The organism is Tsukamurella ocularis (assembly GCF_965138335.1).
Lineage (GTDB): Bacteria > Actinomycetota > Actinomycetes > Mycobacteriales > Mycobacteriaceae > Tsukamurella > Tsukamurella ocularis_A.
This window is the reverse complement of record NZ_CBCSDV010000005.1, coordinates 132,169-153,645: the sequence shown is the minus strand read 5'-3', so window position 1 is coordinate 153,645 and position 21,477 is coordinate 132,169. Positions and strand designations below refer to the sequence as shown.

Annotated in this window: 24 protein-coding genes, 1 pseudogene and 1 riboswitch; of the genes and pseudogenes, 17 read left to right on the top strand and 8 right to left on the bottom strand. The window is 72.6% G+C overall.

Going from position 1 to position 21,477, the window contains the following annotated elements:
• Positions 1 to 84: 84 nt before the first annotated feature.
• From ACNAYW_RS07320 to ACNAYW_RS07310, 3 genes are all read left to right on the top strand, one after another.
• Positions 85 to 1,023, top strand: a complete 939-nt coding sequence (locus ACNAYW_RS07320) for an ABC transporter ATP-binding protein (RefSeq protein WP_415849046.1) — start codon at positions 85 to 87, stop codon at positions 1,021 to 1,023.
• On the top strand, positions 1,020 to 1,778 hold the full coding sequence (locus ACNAYW_RS07315; RefSeq protein WP_415849045.1) for a hypothetical protein: 759 nt from the start codon (positions 1,020 to 1,022) through the stop codon (positions 1,776 to 1,778). Before ACNAYW_RS07320 ends, ACNAYW_RS07315 begins: the two co-directional genes overlap by 4 nt.
• Positions 1,779 to 1,885: 107 nt before the next feature.
• Positions 1,886 to 3,085 carry an AbrB family transcriptional regulator gene (locus ACNAYW_RS07310; protein ID WP_415849044.1) on the top strand — a complete coding sequence of 400 codons (1,200 nt, stop codon included), beginning with the start codon at positions 1,886 to 1,888 and terminating at the stop codon, positions 3,083 to 3,085.
• Here the strand turns inward: ACNAYW_RS07310 and thiD (ACNAYW_RS07305) are convergent.
• Positions 3,051 to 3,893: a bifunctional hydroxymethylpyrimidine kinase/phosphomethylpyrimidine kinase gene (thiD, locus tag ACNAYW_RS07305; RefSeq protein ID WP_415849043.1), complete on the bottom strand. Its 843-nt coding sequence runs from the start codon at positions 3,891 to 3,893 to the stop codon at positions 3,051 to 3,053. The two genes, ACNAYW_RS07310 and thiD (ACNAYW_RS07305), sit on opposite strands and share 35 nt — an antisense overlap.
• A gap of 130 nt (positions 3,894 to 4,023) precedes the next feature.
• Between thiD (ACNAYW_RS07305) and ACNAYW_RS07300 the strand changes: the two genes are divergently transcribed.
• Positions 4,024 to 4,488, top strand: coding sequence for an HNH endonuclease (locus tag ACNAYW_RS07300; RefSeq protein WP_415849042.1), 465 nt, complete (start codon positions 4,024 to 4,026; stop codon positions 4,486 to 4,488).
• 65 nt (positions 4,489 to 4,553) lie between these two features.
• Here the strand turns inward: ACNAYW_RS07300 and thiD (ACNAYW_RS07295) are convergent, their stop codons facing one another.
• The 4 genes from thiD (ACNAYW_RS07295) to ACNAYW_RS07280 all read right to left on the bottom strand — a co-directional run bounded on the left by thiD (ACNAYW_RS07295) (position 4,554) and on the right by ACNAYW_RS07280 (position 9,232).
• The gene (thiD, locus tag ACNAYW_RS07295) at positions 4,554 to 5,444 is read right to left on the bottom strand and encodes a bifunctional hydroxymethylpyrimidine kinase/phosphomethylpyrimidine kinase (RefSeq protein ID WP_415849041.1); all 891 of its coding nucleotides are present in this window, start codon (positions 5,442 to 5,444) and stop codon (positions 4,554 to 4,556) included.
• Positions 5,441 to 7,129, bottom strand: coding sequence for a phosphomethylpyrimidine synthase ThiC (gene thiC, locus ACNAYW_RS07290; protein ID WP_415849040.1), 1,689 nt, complete (start codon positions 7,127 to 7,129; stop codon positions 5,441 to 5,443). Before thiC ends, thiD (ACNAYW_RS07295) begins: the two co-directional genes overlap by 4 nt.
• Positions 7,125 to 7,237: riboswitch (TPP riboswitch) on the bottom strand. It overlaps the preceding gene by 5 nt.
• A gap of 31 nt (positions 7,238 to 7,268) precedes the next feature.
• Positions 7,269 to 8,396 (bottom strand): ABC transporter permease, encoded by a 1,128-nt coding sequence (locus ACNAYW_RS07285; RefSeq protein WP_415849039.1) that lies wholly within the window; start codon positions 8,394 to 8,396, stop codon positions 7,269 to 7,271.
• Positions 8,393 to 9,232 carry an ABC transporter ATP-binding protein gene (locus ACNAYW_RS07280; protein WP_415849038.1) on the bottom strand — a complete coding sequence of 280 codons (840 nt, stop codon included), beginning with the start codon at positions 9,230 to 9,232 and terminating at the stop codon, positions 8,393 to 8,395. The genes ACNAYW_RS07285 and ACNAYW_RS07280 overlap by 4 nt, the downstream gene beginning before the upstream one ends.
• 133 nt (positions 9,233 to 9,365) lie before the next feature.
• Here ACNAYW_RS07280 and ACNAYW_RS07275 point away from each other — a divergent pair, with 133 nt between their 5' ends.
• The gene (locus ACNAYW_RS07275) at positions 9,366 to 9,707 is read left to right on the top strand and encodes a GNAT family N-acetyltransferase (RefSeq protein ID WP_415849037.1); all 342 of its coding nucleotides are present in this window, start codon (positions 9,366 to 9,368) and stop codon (positions 9,705 to 9,707) included.
• On the opposite strand, the gene ACNAYW_RS07270 is transcribed toward ACNAYW_RS07275, so the two are convergent.
• The 3 genes from ACNAYW_RS07270 to ACNAYW_RS07260 are packed head-to-tail and all read right to left on the bottom strand — an operon-like array spanning position 9,704 to position 11,658.
• A complete protein-coding gene (locus tag ACNAYW_RS07270; protein ID WP_415849036.1) occupies positions 9,704 to 10,189 on the bottom strand; it encodes a DUF1990 family protein in 486 nt (161 codons plus the stop codon). The genes ACNAYW_RS07275 and ACNAYW_RS07270 overlap by 4 nt on opposite strands.
• Complete coding sequence (locus tag ACNAYW_RS07265; protein WP_415849035.1) at positions 10,176 to 11,066, bottom strand: GNAT family N-acetyltransferase; 891 nt, start codon at positions 11,064 to 11,066, stop codon at positions 10,176 to 10,178. The genes ACNAYW_RS07270 and ACNAYW_RS07265 overlap by 14 nt, the downstream gene beginning before the upstream one ends.
• Before the next feature lies 1 nt (position 11,067).
• Complete coding sequence (locus ACNAYW_RS07260; RefSeq protein ID WP_415849034.1) at positions 11,068 to 11,658, bottom strand: peptide deformylase; 591 nt, start codon at positions 11,656 to 11,658, stop codon at positions 11,068 to 11,070.
• 173 nt (positions 11,659 to 11,831) lie between these two features.
• Here ACNAYW_RS07260 and ACNAYW_RS07255 point away from each other — a divergent pair, with 173 nt between their 5' ends.
• The 12 genes and pseudogenes from ACNAYW_RS07255 to ACNAYW_RS07200 all read left to right on the top strand — a co-directional run bounded on the left by ACNAYW_RS07255 (position 11,832) and on the right by ACNAYW_RS07200 (position 21,477).
• Positions 11,832 to 12,158, top strand: coding sequence for a DUF3263 domain-containing protein (locus tag ACNAYW_RS07255; protein ID WP_146485192.1), 327 nt, complete (start codon positions 11,832 to 11,834; stop codon positions 12,156 to 12,158).
• A gap of 19 nt (positions 12,159 to 12,177) precedes the next feature.
• Positions 12,178 to 12,645: a LytR C-terminal domain-containing protein gene (locus ACNAYW_RS07250; protein WP_415849033.1), complete on the top strand. Its 468-nt coding sequence runs from the start codon at positions 12,178 to 12,180 to the stop codon at positions 12,643 to 12,645.
• A 118-nt stretch (positions 12,646 to 12,763) separates the two neighbouring features.
• Complete coding sequence (gene sodC, locus ACNAYW_RS07245; protein WP_415849032.1) at positions 12,764 to 13,498, top strand: superoxide dismutase[Cu-Zn]; 735 nt, start codon at positions 12,764 to 12,766, stop codon at positions 13,496 to 13,498.
• A 2-nt stretch (positions 13,499 to 13,500) separates the two neighbouring features.
• On the top strand, positions 13,501 to 14,637 hold the full coding sequence (locus ACNAYW_RS07240) for a glutamate--cysteine ligase (protein ID WP_415849099.1): 1,137 nt from the start codon (positions 13,501 to 13,503) through the stop codon (positions 14,635 to 14,637).
• 73 nt (positions 14,638 to 14,710) lie between these two features.
• Positions 14,711 to 15,778 (top strand): FecCD family ABC transporter permease, encoded by a 1,068-nt coding sequence (locus ACNAYW_RS07235; protein WP_415849031.1) that lies wholly within the window; start codon positions 14,711 to 14,713, stop codon positions 15,776 to 15,778.
• A complete protein-coding gene (locus ACNAYW_RS07230; RefSeq protein ID WP_415849030.1) occupies positions 15,775 to 16,524 on the top strand; it encodes an ABC transporter ATP-binding protein in 750 nt (249 codons plus the stop codon). The genes ACNAYW_RS07235 and ACNAYW_RS07230 overlap by 4 nt, the downstream gene beginning before the upstream one ends.
• Positions 16,525 to 16,552: 28 nt before the next feature.
• Positions 16,553 to 17,554, top strand: a complete 1,002-nt coding sequence (locus ACNAYW_RS07225; RefSeq protein ID WP_415849029.1) for an ABC transporter substrate-binding protein — start codon at positions 16,553 to 16,555, stop codon at positions 17,552 to 17,554.
• Entirely contained in the window at positions 17,551 to 18,357 is an 807-nt protein-coding gene (locus tag ACNAYW_RS07220; protein ID WP_415849028.1) for a Rossmann-like domain-containing protein, read from the top strand. Before ACNAYW_RS07225 ends, ACNAYW_RS07220 begins: the two co-directional genes overlap by 4 nt.
• A 20-nt stretch (positions 18,358 to 18,377) precedes the next feature.
• Positions 18,378 to 19,559, top strand: a complete 1,182-nt coding sequence (locus ACNAYW_RS07215) for an MFS transporter (RefSeq protein ID WP_415849027.1) — start codon at positions 18,378 to 18,380, stop codon at positions 19,557 to 19,559.
• Positions 19,556 to 20,315 (top strand): annotated as a pseudogene (locus ACNAYW_RS07210) (GHMP family kinase ATP-binding protein); the annotation flags it as partial. The gene ACNAYW_RS07215 and the pseudogene ACNAYW_RS07210, both read left to right, overlap by 4 nt.
• Position 20,316: 1 nt before the next feature.
• The coding region (locus tag ACNAYW_RS07205; RefSeq protein WP_415849098.1) for a hypothetical protein at positions 20,317 to 20,476 on the top strand (160 nt) is incomplete at its 5' end.
• Complete coding sequence (locus tag ACNAYW_RS07200; RefSeq protein WP_415849026.1) at positions 20,473 to 21,477, top strand: pyridoxal-phosphate dependent enzyme; 1,005 nt, start codon at positions 20,473 to 20,475, stop codon at positions 21,475 to 21,477. The genes ACNAYW_RS07205 and ACNAYW_RS07200, both read left to right, overlap by 4 nt.

The window sequence follows — 21,477 nt, the reverse complement described above, 5'->3', positions numbered from 1 at the left end:
CCCCTCCGCCGAGTCCGGTCGAGCCGAGTCTATGGCCCGATGCGGGTCACGGCGGCGCGCCCGAAGAATTGTTAGCGTGCATCCATGATCGAAGTCGCGGGTTTGACCAAGACCTACGGGGCCGTGCAGGCGGTGAACGACCTGTCCTTCGCGGTGCGGCCGGGGCGCGTCACCGGATTCCTGGGGCCGAACGGCGCGGGCAAGTCCACGACGATGCGCTGCATCCTCGGCCTGGACCGCCCCACCGCCGGTCGCGCGACGATCGGTGGCAGCGACTACCGCGCCATCGACCGGCCGATGACGAAGGTGGGCGCGCTGCTCGAGGCGAAGTGGGTGCACCCCAACCGGACCGCGCGCGATCACCTGCGCTGGCTCGCGGTGGCGAGCGGCATCCCCGTCGGGCGCGCCGACGAGTGCCTCGCCGCCGTCGGGCTGTCGGACGCGGCCCGGAAGAAGGCCGGCGGCTTCTCGCTCGGCATGGCGCAGCGGCTCGGCATCGCCGGTGCGCTGCTGGGCGATCCGGGAGTGCTGCTCTTCGACGAGCCGGTGAACGGCCTCGACCCCGAGGGCATCGTGTGGGTGCGCACCTTCATGAAATCGCTGGCGGCACAGGGACGCACGGTCTTCGTCTCCAGTCACCTGCTCGCCGAGATGGCGCTCACCGCGGACGACGTGGTGATCGTCGGGCGCGGGCACCTGGTGTGGAACGGCACGATGGCCGACTTCATCGAGCAGAACTCGGAGCGCACCGTGCGCGTGCGCAGCCCGCGCGACCGCGAGCTCGCGCAGGCGCTGACCTCGCGGGGGCTGGCGGTCGACGCGACGGCGGAGGCCGCGCCGGGCGGCGGCGGGCGGACCGTCCTCACCGTCCGCGGCGCCACGAGTGACGCGGTCGGCGAGATCGCGGCCGCGGAGGGGTTGCCGCTCGCCGAGCTGGCACCGCAGAGCAGTTCGCTGGAGCAGGTGTTCATGCGGCTCACGGGCGGGGCGGTCGAGTACCGCGGAACGGGAGGCATCGGATGATCGTCCGCGCTGTACAGGCCGAGTTCGTCAAGCTCGCGACGGTCCGCGCCACCAAGTGGCTGCTGATCGGCTCGTCGGCGGCGGCGCTGGCGATCACCGCGATCGTGGCGCTGGTGATCCGCAACATCGGGGAGACCGTGGACGACATCGGGGTCGTGGCGCTCGCGCCGCTCTCGGGCTTCGCCGCACTGCCCGGCATCGCCATCACCTTCGCCGGCGTCATCGGCGTGCTGTCGGTGACCACCGAGGTCCGCTACAGCACCCTGCGGGCCACCTTCCTCGCGGTGCCGAACCGGTGGATCGCACTCCTGGCCAAGACCTTCGTGGTGGCCGTCGTGTGCGCGGTGACCTACGCCGTGGCGATGGTCGTGGCGGTGCTGCTGTTCGGCGTGATCGTGGACGGCTCACCGGGAGAGGTGCTGCGCTCGGGCGCACCTTCGTTCCTCGCCTTCCCCGTCGGGACGGCCTTCGCGGCGGTCCTCGGCGTGGCGGTGGGCTGCGCGCTGCGCAACGGCGCGGGCGCCATCACCCTGCTGCTGGGGTACCTGTTCGTGGTCGACAACGTGATCACGACGATCCCGCAGACCCGGGAGGCGGGCCCCTACCTGCCGCTGTCTAACCTGCAGAACTTCATGGGCGTGCTCTTCGACGACAGCTTCCCGTGGGGCCCGCCGGTATCGTTCGTCTACCTGCTGGTGGTGATCGGGGCGCTGTGGGCAGGGGCAGTGACCCTCACCGCGCGACGTGACGCGTGACTCACTGATAGCGCTCATCGACGCAGGTCACAGGCGATGTGTAAGCATCGCGTGAACGTTCGGCGGCACCCCTTCACCTCGTTCGTTCGCAGTGCTACACACAAGGGGTGACCGTCGAGAGCGCCGCCCCGCCGACCCCTCCGGACGCGCCCGTGCGCCCCGCCGCGCCCGTGCGCGCTTCCGCACCGGGGCTCGTGCGGCGCACCGTCGGGCGGCGCGGGGCGCGGTACTTCGCGGTCCTCGTCGTGGCCTGGGTGCTCGCCGAGGCGTTGGCGCGCGTGGGCGTCCCCGCGCCCGCGCTGCTCGCCGCGCTACTCCTGGGCGCGGTGCTGCGGATGGTGATCGGGCGCGAGGTGACGGTCCCGGCGGAGGTGGGCCGGTGGACGCAGGCCTTCATCGGGGTGATGCTCGGCGGCTACCTCAACCTCGAGGCGATGCGCGCCGTCGGCCCCGTGCTGACGCCCTTCCTAGCGATCTCGGTGCTCACCGTCGCGCTGTCGGTGGCCGCCGCGTGGGTGCTCAGCCGCTGGGTGTCCGGGCTCGATCAGCGCACCGCGACGCTCGGGCTCATGGCCGGTGGATCGTCGGCGGTGGTGACGCTGTGCGACGAGCTCGACGCGCGCAAGGACGTGGTGGGCGTGATGCAGTACTCCCGCGTGCTGTTGGTGAGCCTCACGGCGCCGTTCGTGATGGTCGGCCTCGCGGGCGGGGCGACGGCGTCCGCGCAGTCTTGGTCCTTCGACCTGCAGATCGTGGGCCGCGGCGACCAGGTGGCGGGCCTGTCCACGGCCTTCGTGTTCGCGCTGGCCGGGATGTGGCTCGGGCGCAAGCTGCGCCTCCCCGGCGGCGGGCTCATCGGACCGATGCTGGTGGCCGCCGTGATCGGCGGCGCGGAGCTCACCCGCGGCTTCGCGCCGCAGGGCGCGTTCAAGGAACTGCTGCTCATCGTCGTCGGGCTGGAGGTGGGGCTGATGTTCGACCGCCGGCTGCTGCGCCGGCTCGCGCACCTGCTGCCGGCGATCGCGGGCGGCATCGTCGTGCTGTGCGGGCTCGTCGCGCTCCTCGCGGCCGGCGCGGCGCACATGACCGGGGTGTCGATGGCCGACGCCTACCTCGCCACCACGCCCGGCGGCATCAACGCGGTGGTCGCCAGCGCGACCGGCAGCGCGGAGGCCGATATGGCGCTGATCGCGACCGTCCAGAGCCTGCGGCTCATCATCGTCGTGCTCGCGCTGCCGCTGGTGGTGGCCGCGATGAATCGCTGGTCGGGGGTCAGGGACGCGCGCGCAGCCGCCACGACGCGTTGACGGGGCCGTGCCCCGCGCCGACGGGATAGGCCGCCGCGAGGGACCGGGTGACCCACTCCTTGCCGAAGGCCACCGCGTCCGGCACCGCGTAGCCGTGCGCCATCGCGCAGACGGTGGCGGCGCCGAGCGTGTCGCCCGCGCCGTGATCGTGCCGGGTGGCCAGGCGGGGCGCCTCGAACTCGAGGAACTCGGCACCGTCGTACAGCACGTCCGTACTGGTGGCTGCGGTGCGCAGGTGGCCGCCCTTCACCAGGGCCCACCGCGGGCCGAGGGCGTGCAGCGCGCGCGCCGCGTCGCGCTGCGTGGCCTCGTCGACGACGTCGATGCCGGTGATGAGCCGTACCTCGTCGAGGTTGGGGGTCACCAGGTGCGCGAGCGGGAACAGCCGGCGCAGCAGGGTCTCCAGCGCCTCCGGTGTGAGCAGCGGATCGCCGTGCTGCGAGGCGCAGACGGGGTCGACGAGGAACGGGATGCGCGCCCCGATCCCCAGGTCCTCGGCGGTATCGGCGATCGCGTCGATGATCCCGGCCGTCGCGAGCATGCCGGTCTTGGCGGCCCCGATCCCGATGTCCTCCACCACCGCCCGGATCTGGCCCGCGACCGTCTCGGGCGGGATCGGGTGGAAACCGGTGACGCCGAGGCTGTTCTGCACCGTGACCGCGGTGACCGCGCTCGTGCCGTGCACGCCCGCGAGCGCGAACGTGCGCAGGTCGGACTGGAGCCCCGCGGCCCCGCCCGAATCGGACCCCGCGATCGTCATCACCCGCACCGGGGTCTCGCCGTCCGCGGGCAGGGGGAGGAACTGCATGGGGTGAGGATACCGCCGAGAACCGGCAGGTCGGCGCGTGCGTCCGGGCGGAAAAGGCGTTGCGGCCGCAATCGGCGGCTCCTATCGTCGACGTGCTCGCCACGCGCGGACGACCGGAAGGGGGTGCGGCATGAGCACGTTCGTCTCCGCACCGCCGGTGCGGGTGTTCAACGCGGACTACAGCCCGCTCGACGCGGTGCACTGGCAGGACGCCGTGGGCATGATGCTCCGCGAGGTCGCCCTCGCCCTGGAGCCGCACGACCCGCCCCGGGTGCTGCGCTCACCCAGCACCGTGATCGAGGTGCCCAAGTCGATGCTGCTCGTGCGGTACGCCGCGGTGCCCTACCGCCGCACCGCGGACCACGCGAGTCGGTCCGAGATCCTGCGCCGCGACAACTCCACCTGCCAGTACGCGGGCTGTGGCGCGCGGGCCACGACGATCGACCACGTCTTCCCACGCTCCCGCGGCGGCGGCAACACGTGGTCCAACCTCGTCGCGTGCTGCGCGGAGTGCAATCACCGCAAGGCCGATCGCACGCCGGACGAGGCCGGGATGCGTCTGATACGTGAGCCCTTCCGCCCCGCGGCGGTCTGACCCCGCTCCGATTGAACACTGTTTCGGTCCGGCCCGACCTGGGCTTTCGCCGACCGGAACAGTGTTCAATCGACGGCGGCGGCCCAGAGGGGGTTGACGGGGCCGTGGCCGGCGCCGAGCGGGTAGGCCCAGCGCAGGCCCTCGGTGACCCAGGCCTTGCCGAACTCGACGGCGGCGGGCATCGTCGCGCCGTGCGCGAGCGCGGCGGTGGTCGCCGCGGCCAGGGTGTCGCCCGCGCCGTGATCGTGACCCGTCGGGACGCGCGGCGCGGTGAACGCGACGGATTCGGTTCCGTCGGTGAGCAGGTCCGGGCTCTCGGGCGAATCGCGCAGATGGCCGCCCTTGACCAGCGCCCAGTGCGCGCCCAGCGCCAGCAGGGCGTCGGCCGCCGCCGCCTGGGTGGCGGCGTCCACCACCTCGATCCCGGTGATCAGCCGGACCTCGTCGAGGTTCGGGGTGACCAGCGTCGCGCGGGGGATCAGCACGGTGCGCAGCGCGTCGAGCGCCTCGGTGGCGAGCAGCGGGTCGCCGTGCATCGACGCGGCCACCGGGTCGACCACGAGCGGCACCGGGCGGCCGTGCCCGATGCCCTCGGCGTCGGCCGCCGCGGCGACGGCCTCGATGATCTCGGTGGACGCCAGCATGCCGGTCTTCGCCGCCTCGACGCCGATGTCGCCGGCGACGGAACGGATCTGGGCCCCGACGATCTGCGGGTCGACACCGCGGAAGTCCTGCACGCCGACGCTGTTCTGCACCGTGACCGCGGTGATCGCGACGCAGGCGTGCAGGCCGAGGACGGCGAACGTCCGCATGTCGGCCTGAATGCCCGCGCCGCCACCGGAATCCGATCCGGCGATGGTCAGTACGCGGCGCGGCGCCGTCCCCCGCGGGGCGGTGGGCAGGCGCGACGGTGCGCCGACCGCCACCGTCGAGCGGTCGGTCACCTCGCCCGTCATGCCCGAGAGGGCTCGAGCGGGATGTACACGCGGCCACCGGCGTCGGCGAACTCCTGCGACTTCGCCGCCATGTCCGCCGCGAGCTTGGCGTCGATGTCCTCCTGTGTGACGAGGTTGTGCTCCTCCGCGTAGGCGCGCACGTCGGCGCTGATCCGCATGGAGCAGAACTTCGGGCCGCACATCGAGCAGAAGTGCGCCGTCTTGGCCGGCTCGGCGGGCAGCGTCTCGTCGTGGAACTCGCGCGCGGTGTCCGGGTCCAGCGACAGGTTGAACTGGTCCACCCAGCGGAACTCGAAGCGCGCCTTGGACAGCTCGTCGTCGCGCGACTGCGCGCCGGGGTGTCCCTTGGCGAGGTCCGCGGCGTGCGCCGCGATCTTGTACGTGATGACGCCGGTCTTCACGTCGCCCCGGTTGGGCAGGCCCAGGTGCTCCTTCGGCGTGACGTAGCAGAGCATCGCCGTGCCCGCCTGCGCGATGATCGCCGCCCCGATCGCGGAGGTGATGTGGTCGTACGCCGGCGCGATGTCCGTGGCGAGCGGGCCGAGCGTGTAGAACGGCGCCTCCTCGCACAGCTCCTCCTCGAGCCGCACGTTCTCCACGATCTTGTGCATCGGGACGTGGCCCGGTCCCTCGATCATCACCTGCACGCCACGGGACTTCGCGATCTTCGTCAGCTCGCCCAGGGTGCGGAGCTCGGCGAACTGCGCCTCGTCGTTGGCGTCCGCGATGGAGCCGGGGCGCAGACCGTCGCCGAGGGAGAAGGTCACGTCGTACTCGCGGAGGATCTCGCACAGCTCGCGGAAGTGCGTGTACAGGAACGACTCCTCGTGATGCGCCAGGCACCAGGCGGCCATGATCGAGCCGCCGCGGCTGACGATGCCGGTCACGCGGTTCGCGGCGAGCGGCACGTAGCGCAGCAGCACACCCGCATGCACGGTCATGTAGTCGACGCCCTGTTCGCACTGCTCGATCACGGTGTCCCGGAAGATCTCCCAGGTCAGCTTGGTCGGGTCGCCCTTGACCTTCTCCAGCGCCTGGTAGATCGGGACGGTGCCCACGGGGACCGGCGCGTTGCGCATGATCCACTCGCGCGTCTCGTGGATGTCCTTGCCGGTCGAGAGGTCCATGATGGTGTCGCCGCCCCAGCGGGTGGCCCACACCATCTTCTCGACCTCCTCGGCGATGGAGCTGGTGACCGCCGAGTTGCCGATGTTCGCGTTGATCTTCACCGCGAAGGCCTTGCCGATGATCGCGGGTTCCAGCTCGGGGTGCTTGCGATTGGCGGGGATCACGGCGCGGCCGGCGGCCACCTCCTCGCGCACCTTCTCCGGATCGAAGCCCTCGCGGGCGGCCACGAAACGCATCTCGTCGGTGATGATTCCCGCACGTGCCCAGGCGAGTTGGGTGCTCGCACCGTCGACCGGTGCGGGCTTGGTCCAGGCGTCGCGGGTCTTCGGCAGGCCCTCGGCGAGGTCGTGCAGTTGATCCTCGCCGGTGTACTGCGTGTACGGGCCGGAGGTGTCGTAGACGTCGTGGTGATCACCGTTGGTGAGGGCGATGCGCCGGAACGGGACCTGGAGATCGGCGCCGCCCTCGGCGCCCGGGAGGGTGCGGTACTGCTTCTGGGAGCCCTCGATCGGGCCGACGGTGACGGTGGAGACGGGGGTGGACGACGAAACAGGCATGCGGGACTCCTCTTCCCTACGCCGGCATTACCCGGACAGGTTCGTACGGTCGACGCCCGCTCTAGACGTCCTCTCAGCTCACTGCGGTGAGCTCCCGTGTGGTGTGCGTTACCGAGGGTAGCGCAATCGGCGAGGAGTCTCAGGCGATCCGTACGCCCCGCGGCAGGTTCGCCGCCGGAACCCGCAGGCGGCGGGCCGCGAACGCCAGCCCGATCCCGCCCAGCGCCAGGTTCGCCAGCAGGCCCCAGTACCAGGAGTGTCCGAGGTAGCCGTCGGTGTCGTAGTCGGGGGTGTCGTCGAGGATCACGTCGCCCCGAACCCGCGGGCAACCCCGGTCCTGGTTCGGGTTCGGCGGTGTGCGGAATTCGGAAACGCCGTCGGCGAGATGGCCGAGTGCGGACTCCGACGGCGCCCTCCGCGGCGTGCCGTCGGCTCCGGTGTAGTCCGCGTAGCGCCGCTGTTCGCTGCGGCGGCCGGCGTCCCGCTGGGCTGCGGCGTCGGCCAGGACGACCGCGGGATTCGGGGCGATGATCCACCAGATGCGTTCGGTGTGCTCCACCGTGACGGAATCGGTGACGACCGTGCACCCGTACTCGGTGTCCGACGCCGTGGATCGCCAGGTCGGCCGCTGCGCATCGACCTCGGATTCCGTCGCGGGAACGAGCATGGCCGCGATGATCGGCAGGCCGATCAGCAGGAACAGCATCGCCAACTGGGTGATCGCGGCGGATCCGATGGGACGGGCCAGCAGGGCGGACAGGCCGAGCCCGATGCCGCAGTAGGAGAGGAAGAGGAGCGCGAGCACGACGACGCCGAGAAGCGAGGACCAGAGCGGGTAGTTCGCCGCGACGATCGACCAGACGATGTAGGGCCCCGAGATCAGCAACAACGCGCACGAGGCGATCCACGCGCCCAGGAGCTTGCCCGTCGCGAGCTGCAGGCCGCTGACAGGGGTGGCCTGCACGACGGCCAGCGTCGCGTCCTTGCGGTCGCCGTTGATCGAGGTCGCCGTCATCGTGGGCGCTATCACCAGGCCGAGGAAGCCGACGAAGCCGAGCACGATGAGGTAGAGGTTCTCGCTCCAGTCCTGATACGGCGACCGGCCTCCTGCTGCCAGCGTGAACCACAGTGATCCGAACACGACCGCACTGACCACGAGGAAGAACACGCCCAGCAGGACGCGCCAGCGGGTGGCGCGGGTGCGCTGCCGCAGTTCCAGCCCCGTGAGCACGCCGACGGTGCGCCACCATCCGGTGAAGCCGTTCATGTGCGATCAGCCTCCAGTGCGAAGTACGAGTCCTCGAGGGCGTTGGTGGCGCGGGCGAACTCGACGACTGCGGCACCGTCGGCGATGCGCTGCGCGAGGTGCGCGGCCGCGTCGGTCTCGGAGTCGAAGGTGAGATACGTTCCGCCGCTCGGCGGTTCGCCGAGCAGCCGGATCCGCCACCGGGTGACCGTGGACTCGCGCGGCGCCTCGGTGCGGCCGCGGGCCATCATCACGACGTCGTCGACCGTCTCGCCGAGCTCGGAGAGGATGTGCGAGGAGACGAGGACGGCGACGCCGCTGTCGGCGAGGGCCCGCAGCGAGTCGCGCAGCTCGAACCGGGACCGCGGGTCCATGCCGGAGGCCGGCTCGTCGAGCAGCAGGATCGGCGGGTGGTGCACCATCGCGCGCGCGAAGCCGAGCCGCTGCTTCTGCCCGCGGGAGAGCACCTGCGCCGGCCGGTCGGCGAACTCCGTCAGGTGCACGCGGGCCAGCAGGTCGTGCGCCCGGGCGCGTGCCTCGCCCGACGGGACGCCGTACAGCTTCGCGAAGGTGGTCAGGATCTCCGTCGGGGTCAGCGAATCCCACGTTCCGAACACGTCGGGCATCCATCCGACGCGGGACCGGAGCGCCTCGGGGGCGATGGCTGCGCCGTCGAGCTCGATGGTGCCCGACGACGGGCGGAGCAGGCCCGCGAGCATGAGCAGCAGGGTCGTCTTCCCCGCGCCGTTCGGCCCGACCAGGCCGGTGATGCGGCCCGGTGGCAACGTGAGGGTCGCGTCCGCGACGGCGACGTGCTGTTTGAAGGTCCGCGTGAGTCCGCGGGCGACCAGCGTCATGGCCTCCACAGTAGCGGCGTTCCGAGGTTCACTATCAAGAAATGTGACAGATGTGAAAACACCCGGCGCGAGTGCGCCGACTTGTCGGGGTTCGGGCGTACGGTGGGGTGATCCGCATCACATGGAGGTGTTCATGGCTGACAAGGTCGAGGTTCCCCCGCCCACGCTGGACCTGGGGGAGTCGTTGCGTCTCTTCGACAATCCGGTGCGCGACCGGTACGAGCTCTGGTCGGGCGACGACCTCATCGGGGTGGAGGGCTACGAGGTCACCGACCACGGCGACGTGATCCTGCTGCACACGGTGGTCATGGAGAAGTTCGGCAAGCAGGGCTTCGCCCGCGCTCTGGTGGCGGGGGTCCTCGAGGACCTGCGCTCGCGCAACCGCCGCGTGATCCCGGTGTGCACGTACGTGCGCTCGTTCATCTCCCGGTTCCCGCAGTATCAGGACGTCGTCGACTCCGCGGCGCACACCTAGGCGCCGGGCCGGCGCAGCGCCCGGACGTACCGGGCGCGCGCCACCCGCTGTGCGACGAGGAGCGTCGGGTACGCCGCCCGCCAGACGCCGCGCGGCGCCGGACGCGTCAATGAACGGATCGTGAGCAGCACGGCGTCGCCGTCGCGGTGCACGACGAACGCCTCCTCGCCGCGCACCGGATGTCCCGGCAGTGCGCGGTAGGAGAAGCCGGCCCGGCCGTCGGTGTCCACCACGTCCACGACCTCGACGGGTTCGCGGACGGTGACGCCGGCGACCCGCGCGGTGACGATCAGTCGCTGTCCGGGTTCGGCCCGGGCGTCGGTGGAGACGGTGAAGCCGCTCCGCGTCTTCACGGCCCACCGCAGCACGTCGTGGGCGGCGCGGGCGAAGTCCGCGTCGCCGCGGCCGATCGTCGTGGTGATCTCCGCGCGCCGGAATTCGGCGGGAGTCCGGCCCCAGACGGGCTCGTCAGGCTGTGTCATCGGGCTCGGTCCAGAAGCCGTAGGTGTGGTGATCGGTGAAGCCGAGCGACCGGTAGAGCGCCTGCGCCGCGTCGTTGTCGCGGGTGACCTCGAGGTAGATCCGGGCCGCGCCGAGGCCTTCGGCCTCGGCGATCGCATGCCGCACGAGCGTCTGCGCCAGGCCGCGCCGTCGATACGAAGGGACGACGGTGACCGCCGCGAGCCCGCCCCACAGCCGGCCGCCCGCGTCCGCGGTCACGGTGACCCGCGCAGCGGCGACGGTGCTGTCACCGTCGCGCATGGAGACGAAGTGCGCCGCGCCCTCCACGGATCGGATGAGCTGCTCGGACACTCCGGTCACTGCGAGCCATTGCACGTCCGGCGCCTCCGCCACCCGCGCGTCCGGAGCGACGGCACCCAGGGAGACGGGAGCGGTCAGGGTGTCGGTGAGGGTGTCCAGTGGTGCCGGACCGACCGCGGGTCGCGGGCCCGACACCTCCAGCCGCAGCGGGAGCCCCCGCTCGGCGAACCATGCCCTGACCGCGGGCAGGGCCGCGGCCGAGGCGTCGGGATGCAGGGCGGCGGCACTGCTGGCGCGATTGCCGCGCAGCCCCGGGGCGGCGCGGCACAGCCAGCCGTCGATCCACTCCCGCTCCACCGACCACCACGACCGGGCCCGCGCGAGGTCCAGCGAGCGGATCTCGCCGGCCCGGACCGGCCGGGCCGGCACCGTCTTCCACCGGACGATCGCGGCGCGCGGAATGAGGTGCTCGGCGCCGTCGCGGTCCGCGCGGACGGTCAGCGGGTCACCGTCGGACAGCAGGGTCCCGATGACGTCCGAGGCCTGCCCGGACGGCAGCAGCCGCCGGACGACCACGCGGTCGCCGGGAACCGGCACGTCAGTGCCCGAAGGGGTCTTCGACGGTGCCCGGCACCCAGGTCAGGCCCGGCACGTTCCAGCCCTGCTTCTTGATGAACTTCTTCGCCTGGCGCGCGTAGCGGCCGGTGAGGACGTCGGTGTAGAGGAAGCCGTCGAGGTGGCCGGTCTCGTGCTGCAGCATCCGCGCGAAGAAGCCGGTGCCCTCGATCTCGACCTTCTCGCCGTTGCGGTCGGTGCCGACGACCTTCGCCCAGTCGGCGCGGCCCGTCGGGAACGACTCGCCGGGGACGGAGAGGCAGCCCTCCCAGTCGTCGTCGGGGTCCGGCATCGTCTCGGGGATCTCCGAGGTGGTGAGGACGGGGTTGATCACCTCGCCGCGGCGGCGCTCGTGGGTCTCCTCGTCGGGGCAGTCGTAGACGAACAGCCGCAGGTCGCGGCCCACCTGGTTGCCGGCGAGGCCCACGCCGTTCGCGACGTCCATGGTCTCGTACATGTCGTCGAGCAGCGCCACGATCTCGGCCGACGGCTTGCCGTCCGCGTCCAGCTCGACGGGCTTCGTGGGGGCGTGCAGCACGGGGTCGCCGACGATGACGATGGGGAGAACGGACATGGGGAACACGGTAGTCGGGGGCGGTGCGGGCCGCACCGGCGCACCGGGCGCGGTGGGGCACCGGCGGAGCGGGAAGCTGCGCGACACGCGCCCGTAGCCCCGTGGCGCCACCGCCGGCCGTGGTTAGATTGAAGCGAACTACAGAAGTGTTATTTCGAATGCGAGGGGAACGCATGGAGGGCGCCGGTGCGGCCGCGCAGAAGACGGACCGAACTGACGCGCAGCCCGTCGACGAGCGCGGCGAGGACGGCCTGACCAGGCGCGAGCACGACATCCTGGCCTTCGAGCGCCAGTGGTGGAAGTACGCCGGCGCTAAGGAGGACGCGATCAAGGAGCTCTTCGGGCTCTCCGCGACCCGCTACTACCAGGTGCTCAACGCCCTGGTCGACACGCCCGAGGCGCTGGCCGCCGACCCCATGCTCGTCAAGCGCCTGCGCCGCGTCCGGGCCAGCCGGCAGAAGGCCCGCGCCGCCCGCAAGCTCGGCTTCGAGATCACGTGATCCGATACAGTCGGGTGTCGTGAGCACTCAGAACACCCGCGCCGTCCCGATCCGGACCATCATCATGATCCTGATCTCGGCTGCGATCATCCTTGCGGCCGTCGGGGTCCACGGGCTCGTGACCCGCAACGACGATCCCCAGGCGGCGCTCAACGCGCAGGAGGCCAAGATCAAGGCCGCCGCGACCGAGACCGCGCAGCCCGCCGCCGACAAGCCGACGGTGTGCCTGCTGTCCGTCGCCAGGGCGCCGGTCGCCGATACGCGGGACAAGCTCACGAAGGCCGGATTCACCGTGCAGGGCGAGAACGCCGCGGCCTGGCCGAACCGGCCCGCCGCTCCGCGTGCCACCACCGTCTACTTCGCGGACGGCGGCGAGGACGCCGCGAAGACCGTCTCGACCGCCCTGCCCGGGTCCGCGACCGCTGAGCGCCCCGCCGGGCTCGAGGCATGCGCGGGCGCGCTCGCCGTCGCAGTGGTGAAAAAGTAGCCGCCGACGGGCGCAGCGGGGACCTGTCCCTCGTCGCGAGAGCGACCCCGATATGATTTCGGGCAACACCAGCCCCAGGGCGGCCCGGCCCCGGTAGCCGTCGCATAAGGAGTCATCGATGACGAAGCGTCAGTTCCTCGCCCCGATCGCGATCCTTCCGGTGGCGGCTATCGCCCTGGCCGGCTGTACGACGAACGAGAAGCCCTCGGACACGCCCGGTACGAACCCCGCGGTCGTCACCGGTGCGACGGTGCCCGGCCAGGGCCCGGTCCGCAGCCTGGACCCGAACGCCGGGCACGGCGAGGAGAAGCCGGGCGAGAGCTCGCCGTCGGCAGGCGCCGCCGAGGCCTCGCTCGTCAAGCCCGACGGCAGCAGCGCCGGCAAGGCCTCCTTCTCCGAGAAGGACGGCGTCGTGGTGATCGACGTCCGCGTGACCGGCCTGCCCGCCGGCTTCCACGGCATGCACATCCACGAGGTGGGCAAGTGCGAGCCGAACTCGGTCGCCAAGAACGGCGCCCCCGGCTCCGCCACCAACTTCGGCTCCGCCGGCGGCCACTGGCAGAAGAGCGGCGCCACCGGCCACCCCATGACGGGTGACCTGGTCTCGATCTACGTCAACGCCAACGGCACCGGCCAGACCGTGACGAGCACCGGCGCCTTCACGCTCGCCGACATCAAGAAGAACGCCGACGGCAACGCCCTCATGATCCACGCGGGTCCCGACAACTTCGGCAACATCCCGTCGGCTCGCTACGCCAACGTCGTTCCGGGCCAGCCCGTGCCGGACGAGACGACCCTCAGCACCGGCGACGCCGGCGGGCGGATCGCCTGCGGCGTGATCAAGGTCGGTTAGTCATCGAGCACGTCGCCTTCGAGGCGTCGCCGCGGCCGACGATCGGCGTCGAGTGGGAATTCGCCCTCGTCGACCGGGAGACCGCGGACCTGGTGAGCCGCGCGGGTGAGCTGTTCGACGGCATCCGTGCCGGCCACCCGGACATCGCACCGCAGGTGCACTCCGAGATGCTGCGCAACACCGTCGAGGCGGTGACGGGTGTCTGCGAGAACACCGCGGAGGCGATGGCCGACCTGGCGACCGTGATCCGCGCGGTCCGCGCGGCCGCCGATCCGATGGGCGTCGACCTGTTCGGGGCCGGCACGCACCCGTTCGCGCAGTGGAACGCGCAGCAGCTCACCGACAATCCGCGCTACGACGAGCTGATCGCCCGCACCCAGTGGTGGGGCCGGCAGATGCTCATCTGGGGCGTGCACGTGCACGTCGGGGTGAACCATCGCGACAAGGTGCTGCCGATCATCTCGGCGCTGCTCAACCACTACCCGCACCTGCTGGCCCTGTCGGCGAGCTCCCCGATGTGGGGCGGCCACGACACCGGCTACGCCAGCACCCGCGCCATGATGTTCCAGCAGCTCCCCACCGCGGGCCTGCCCTTCCAGTTCGAGCGGTGGAGCGAGTTCGAGCGCTTCGTGCACGACCAGAAGACCACCGGGATCATCGATCACCTCAACGAGATCCGCTGGGACATCCGCCCGGCGTGCCACCTCGGCACCATCGAGGTGCGGATCTGCGACGGGATGTCGACGTTCGCGGAGCTCGAGGCGATCGTCGCCCTGATCCACTGCCTCGTCGTGTGGCTGGACGCGCGGCTGGACGCGGGGGAGACCCTGCCGACGCTGCCGCCGTGGCACGTCCAGGAGAACAAGTGGCGCGCGGCCCGGTACGGACTGGACGCCATCATCATCCAGGACGCGGACAACAATGAGCGCCTGGTCACCGAGGACCTCGACGACCTGCTCGAGCAGCTCGCGCCCATCGCGGCGCGCCTCGGCTGCTCCCGCGAGCTGGCGGCCGTGGCCGACATCACCGGCCGCGGCGCCTCCTACCAGCGCCAGCGTGCCGTCGCGGGCGGCGTCTGCAACGTCGACACCTATCGCGACGTGGTGCGGTCGGTGACGAGCGAACTGGTGCTGCCGTAGCCGCTCTCCGGCGATGTGACGCATAGACGCATGCGTCTTTGTTAACGAAAATGATTGTCGTTAACTTTGTCGCGTGCCCTCCACCCCGCTCGGCCGCCGCACCGGCGTCTCGCCGCTCCTCCTCGTCGGAGCCCTCACTGCGGTCCTCGTCGTGTCGATGGCCGTCGCGGTGTCGCAGGGCGCGGCGACGGTGCCGCTCGACGACGTCCGCCGCCTGCTCTGGGCCGCGCTGACCGGCGGTGCCCTCGCCCGCGAGGACGCCTCCACCTATTCGATCCTCTGGGACCTGCGCGTGCCGCGCGTCCTGCTCGCCGCCCTCGTCGGCGCCGGCCTCGCGATCGCCGGCGTCGCCTGCCAGGCCCTCGTGCGCAATCCGCTCGCTGATCCCTTCATCCTCGGGATCTCCAGCGGTGCCTCCGTGGGCGCGAGCTTCGTCGTCACCACCGGGCTGGTCGCGGGACTCGGCATCGCCGGCACCGCCGGGGCCGCCTTCGCGACGGCGGTGCTCGCCTCGCTGCTCGTCTACCTGCTCAGCCGCACGTCCGACGGTGCCCTCAGCCCCGTCCGGCTGGTGCTCACGGGGGTGGTGCTCGCCTTCGCCTTCCAGGGCCTCGCCGGCGCGATCGTCTTCTTCGACCCCGTCGGTGACGCGGCGCGGTCCGTGATGTTCTGGCTGCTGGGCGGGCTCGGGGGAGCGCAGTGGTCCGTGCTCCCGCTCGTCGCGGCGACGGTGGCGGTCTGCGCCGCGATCACCGGGCGCCTCGCGGGCGTGCTCGACGTCCTGGCCCAGGGCGACGAGGCCGCCGCCGCCCTCGGCCTGGATCCGCACCGTGCCCGGCGGATGCTGTTCGTCGTCATTGTGGTCATGACCTCGGTGCTGGTCGCGGTCGCGGGCACCGTCGGCTTCGTCGGCCTCGTGGTCCCGCACGCCGTCCGGATGATCGTCGGGCCGGCCCACCGGGCGGTGCTCCTGCTCGCCCCGCTCGTCGGCGCCCTGCTGCTGGTGTGGGTGGACCTGCTGAGCCGGTTGGTGGTGGCGCCGCGCGAGCTGCCGCTGGGCATCGTCACCGCGCTCGTCGGCGTCCCCGTCTTCATCGTCCTCCTCCGGCGCCGCGGCGGGCTCCTGGGCAGTGCCGCATGAGGGTCGAACTGGATCGGATCACCGTCGACCTGGGCGGAAGCCGGGTGCTCCACGGCATCGCCCTCGACATCGCCGCGGGCGCGCACGTCGGGCTGATCGGGCCCAACGGCAGCGGCAAGTCGACCCTGCTGCGCTGCCTGTACCGCGCGATCACCCCGGCCTCCGGCTCCGTGCGCATCGGGGGCACGGAGCTCGGCGCGCTGCGGCGGCGCGACGGTGCCCGCCGCGTCGCCGCGGTCACCCAGAGCGAGACCGGCCACCTCGGCTTCACCGCGGGTGAGACCGTCATGCTCGGCCGGTTCGCGCACGGCGACGCCGGGAGCGCCGTCGCGGCGCGGGCCTGCGAGGCCGCGCTCGCCGCGGTCGGCGCCACGCACCTGCGGCACCGCAGCGTGCTGGGGCTGTCCGGCGGCGAGCGGCAACGCGTCCTCATCGCGCGCGCTCTCGCGCAGGACACGCCCGTCCTCCTGCTCGACGAGCCGCTCAACCACCTCGACGTCCGGCACCAGCTGGACCTGCTGCGCCTGCTGCGGGCGACCACCAAGACGACCGTCACCGCCATCCACGACATCGACCTCGCCGCGCAGAGCTGCGACCGCCTCGTGCTCCTCGACGGCGGTCGCGTCGCCGCCGCCGGGACACCGGCCGAGGTCCTCACTGCCGACCGGATCGCCGAGGTCTACGGCGTGCGGCCCGTGGTCGCCGCGGCGTCGTCCGGTCCGCCGCGCATCCGCTTCGAACTGTAGAACCCCGACCGATCGGAAGGATCGACCGATGCAACCCCGTTCCCTGTTCGCCGCGGCCGTCGCGGCGAGCACGCTGCTCACCGTTACCGCCTGCGGCGCGCGCCCCGCCGAACCCACGACGGACCTCGTCGACGTGACCAACTGCGGTGTACGGCAGCAGTACCGGTCGCCGACCGCTGCGGTGCCCTACGACGTCTCGGCGATCGAGAAGATGTTCGCGCTCGGGCTCACCGACCGCATCAAGGGCATCGTCCTGCCGAAGACGGTGCACGGCGTGATCGCGAAGTCCCCGTACCGCGATGAGTACGCCAAGGTCCCGATCCTCAGCGACGGCGTGCTCACCCAGGAGCCGCTCGTGGCCGCGAAGGCGGACTGGGTGTTCGCGGGCTGGCAGGCGGGATTCAGCCCCGCCCGCGGGGTCACCCCGGAGTCGCTGGGCGCGCTGCGGATCGACAGCTACATGCAGGAGGAGACCTGCTACAACTACGGGGACAAGCCCGCCGCGCGGGCGGCGAACCCGTTGGCCGACACGTACACCGACCTCACCAACCTGGGCGCGATCTTCCGCGTCCCGGACCGCGCCACGAAGCTGGTCGACGACCTGCGGGCCCGCGAGCGCGCCCTGCAGGAACGCGCCGACCGCAAGAGCGTGAAACCGTCGGTGTTCGTCTACGACTCGGGGACGGCGGAACCGTACACCGCGGGCCGCCGCGCCGCCGCCGACCAGGTGGTCTCCCTGGCCGGTGGCCGCTCCGTGACGCACGACGTGGACGGCCGCTGGACCTCGGTCGGCTGGGAGTCGGTGGTGCAGGCGCAGCCGGAGGTGATCGTCATCGTCGACTACGACAAGCAGCCCGCGCAGCAGAAGATCGACTACCTGCGGCAGTCGTCGCCGATCAAGGACTCACCCGCGGTGCGGGAGAACCGCATCCGGGTGGTGGACTACGCCGAGCTGGTCGCCGGCCCACGGAACCTCGACGCCGCCGCGGCGCTCGCGGACTACCTGGAGCAGAGCGGGGCGGCCCGATGACCGCACCCGGCTCCGCGCCCGAATCCGTCGCCGACGTCCTGGAACTCGCGCGCGAGGTCGCGGACGACGCGGTCGCCCGCAGCGTCTTCTTCGTCTCCCACGGCACCCGCCTCGCCGGCAGCGACCAGCGGTACCGCAACCGCTACGTCCTCGTCCGCGTCGGAGCCTCCTTCGGCGCCTGCGCCTTCGAGGAGGGCGAACTCGATCCGGACGTCGCGGACCTGTCCGGCGAGCCCCTCGCCGCGCTGCTCGACCACGCCGCGCAGCCCCTGCGGATCGCCGCCGCCGACGCCGCACTCGGCGCCGCGGCGCCGCACCGGGACGACCCGCGCGCCGAGCTCCGGACGCTGCCCACCGGCACCCCCGACGTCCGGGCCGTCGCCCGTGACGCCGCGGTCGCCGAGCTGCTCGCCGTCGCCCCCGGGACGCGCGTCGCGCTGATCGGCGTGGTGAACCCCCTGGTGGCCGCCATCCGCGAGCGCGGCGCGGAGCCGCTGCTCGCGGACCGGAACCTGGAGCGGACCCACTGGGGCGACCCCGTCGCCGACGACCACCGCGCGGTGCTCGCCGAGGCCGACGCGGTGCTCGCGACCGGGATGACCCTGGGCAACGGCAGCTTCGACGAGATCCTGGCGACCTGTCGGGAGCGCGACGTGCCGCTCGCGGTGTACGCGCAGAGCGGCGCCGCGGTCGCCCGCGCGTTCCTCGGTGCGGGTCTCACCGCCCTCTCGGCCGAGCACTTCCCGTTCTCGCAGTTCTCCGCGGACGCCTCGCCGATGTACCTGTACCGGAGTGCGCCGTGAGCGCGGCCGCGGATCGGCCCTTGCCCGATCGGGTCCTCGTCCGCGCGATCTGGCCGATGCTCGCCGCCGCCGCACTGGGGCTCGTGCCGTTCACCGTGATGGCGAACTTCCTCGTCGCCATCGCCGCCGACGCGCACGCGGGCGTCGACCTGATCGGCGGCCTGCGCGGCCTCGGCGGGGTCGCGGCCCTGCTGGTCGGCGTCGCGGCCGCGCCCCTGCTCGACCGGCTCTCGCGCTCGTCGGTGGCGGCGCTCGCGCTGCTCGTCCTCGCGCTGGGCTGCGGGCTCGCGCTCCAGGGCAGCACGGTCGCCTGGGTCGCCTTCTGCCTGTTGATCGGCGCCGGCACGGCCGTCCTCAACCCGGCGGTGTCCGCGATGGCCGCCGATCGGTTCGATGCCCCGGCCGCCTCCGCCCGGGCCGCGACCCTGGTCTCGTCGACCATGACGCTGACCGCGGTCCTCGCCGCGCCGGTGCTCGCGCTGCCCGCCGTGCTGTGGGGGTGGCGCGCCGACATGGCCGCCACGGCGGTGGTACTGCTCGTGGTCGCGGTCCTGGTGGCGCGGCGCCGCGACCCCCGCGGCGGCGAGACGTCGGTGAGCTACCTCCAGGCCTTCCGCACCGTCCGGTCCATCCCCGGCGCCCTGGACACCCTGGCCGTCTCGCTCCTGCGCACCCTCGCCTTCATGGGTTCTCTGGCGTACATCGCCGCCGCCTTCGGTGAGCGCTTCGGGATCGGGACGGGCTGGTTCTCCCTCGTGTGGGCCACCTCCGGCCTCGCCTTCTTCCTCGGGAACTTCCTGGGCGGCAGGGTGATGCAGGACCGCGGGACGGACCGCCTGCTCGGCACGGTGCTCGTCGCGATCCTCGTCGCCGCTGTCGCGATGGTCGCCCTCTACACCGCGCCCCACGTCGCCGTCGCATGGCCGATGGTCGCCCTGGTCTCGGCCTCGCACGCCGTCATCGCCGCCGCGGTGACCACCACCCTCGTGCGGGGCGCGGGACCGGTGCGGGGCACCGTCCTCTCGCTCAACGGGGCCGCGCAGAGCGTCGGCGTCTTCGCGGGCGCCTCCCTCGCCGGCGGCGCCCTCGCACTCGGCGGCTGGACGGGCGTCGGCCTCGCCCTCGGCGGCGCCACGGCGCTGGCCGCCGTCTTCGCCCGGCGCGCACTGCGCGGCGCCCGCACCGCGGAGGCCGTCGGATGAGCATCCCGCGCACCGGTTCCCGCGGGCGCGGCGTGGGACGGAGCTCGGGCCACCACGGCGAGCTCCTTCAGGGCCGGTTCCGTTGCCACGTCCAGGGCGAATGCCCGGGGCTCGTGACGGTGCCGATCGGCACCGTCGGATCCGTGGCGGTCTTCGCCCCGGACGCCTCCGGCGCCGTGCGGGCACGGACCACCGTCGGTGAGCGCGACCTGGACAAGGCGCGCCGGGCGGCCGAGGCCACGCTGGCCCACCTGCGGGAGCACGACGCGCTCCGATGTACCGGCGGCGAACTCCGCATCGCGCGGACGACGGCCGTCGGCCTGGGACTGGGTTCCTCGACCGCCGACGTCCTCGCGGCGGTCCGCGCCGTCGCCGACTGCGCGGACGTGGAACTCGACGCCGACACCGTCGCGCGGCTCGCCGTCGCCGCGGAGGGCGCCTCCGACCCGCTGTGGGCGGACCGGCCGATCCTGTTCGCGCACCGGCACGGTCACGTCATCGAGGAACTCGGAGCCGCGCTGCCCCCGATGCTGCTGGTGCGGTGCGTGCTCGGCGGCCCCGTCGACACCCTGACGCTGCGGACGACCGGCGACGGCGACGTGGGGGAGTACGAGGACCTGCGCGCCCGCTTGCGCCGGGCGGTCGCCGCCGGGGACGCCGCCGCCGTGGCCGCCGTCGCGACCCGCAGCGCGCTGCTCAACCAGACCCGCCACTACAAGCCCGGCCTCGAGCGCCTGATCGCCGCCGCCGAGCGCGNCGACGCGCTCGGCGTCCAGGTGGCGCACTCCGGGAACGTCGCCGGCCTGCTCTTCGATCGCGAGCACCCGCGGGAGCGCCTGCGGCGCACCTGCACCCGCGTGCGCGCCGTAGGCTTCCGCGTGGACGACGCCCCGATCGCGATCGGCGGTGCCGCATGAGGATCCACGGCCACATCGCCGAGGCGCTGAGCCGGCCGGCTCTCCTCCGCGGTGCGCGCGGCCGGTACCTCCTGCGGTTCGAGTCGATGAAGGTGGCCTCCGCGCGGGCCGCGCTGCGCGCCGCCCTCGACGCGGGCCGGGTCCGGCCGGGCGGCACCGTCATCGACTCCTCGTCGGGCATCTACGCGTACGCGCTCGCGCTGGCCTGCCACGAGGCCGGCGTGCGGTGCCGCATCGTCGGATCGACCACGATCGACGAGGGCCTGCGCGTCCAATTGCTCGCCCTGGGAGTCGAACTCGAGCAGATGCCGCCGTCGGCCTCGCTCAAGCTCGACCAGGATCGCCGCGTCCGTCGCATCACCGAACTCCTCGCGCAGGACCCGACGCTGCACTGGATGCGGCAGTACCACGACCCCGTGCACTACCTCGGCTACCGGGACATCGCCCACGGTGCGGCGGAGGAGCTCGCGGCGGAGGGCGTCGCGTCGGTGCGGCTCGTCGCGCCCGTCGGCTCGGGCGTGTCCAGCGGCGCGCTGCGGCTCGGCCTCGAGGAGGCGGGACTGGCCGTGCAACTCGTCGGGGTGCAGCCCTTCGGCAGCGTCACCTTCGGCGCCGAGCACGTGGAGGACCCCGCGATGCTCATCGCCGGCATCGGCTCGTCGATCCCGTTCGACAACGTACGGCACGGGCTCTACGACGTGATCCACTGGGTGTCCTTCGAGGTGGCCCGCGCCGGCACGCATCGGCTGCTGCGCGAGTACGCGCTCTTCGCCGGGCTCTCCTCCGGCGCCGGGCACGTCGTCGCGGGGTACGAGCAGGACCACGGCGACCCGGTCGACGCGACCGTGCAGGTGCTCCCGGACACCGGGCACCGCTACCTGCGCGCCCTGGCCGAGCACACAGAACCGGCGGAACCGGTGCGGCCGCGACTGGTGGACGACCCGTCCGGCATCGCACTGCCGTGGTCGCGGATGCGCTGGTCGGGGCGCGACCGGGCGTGA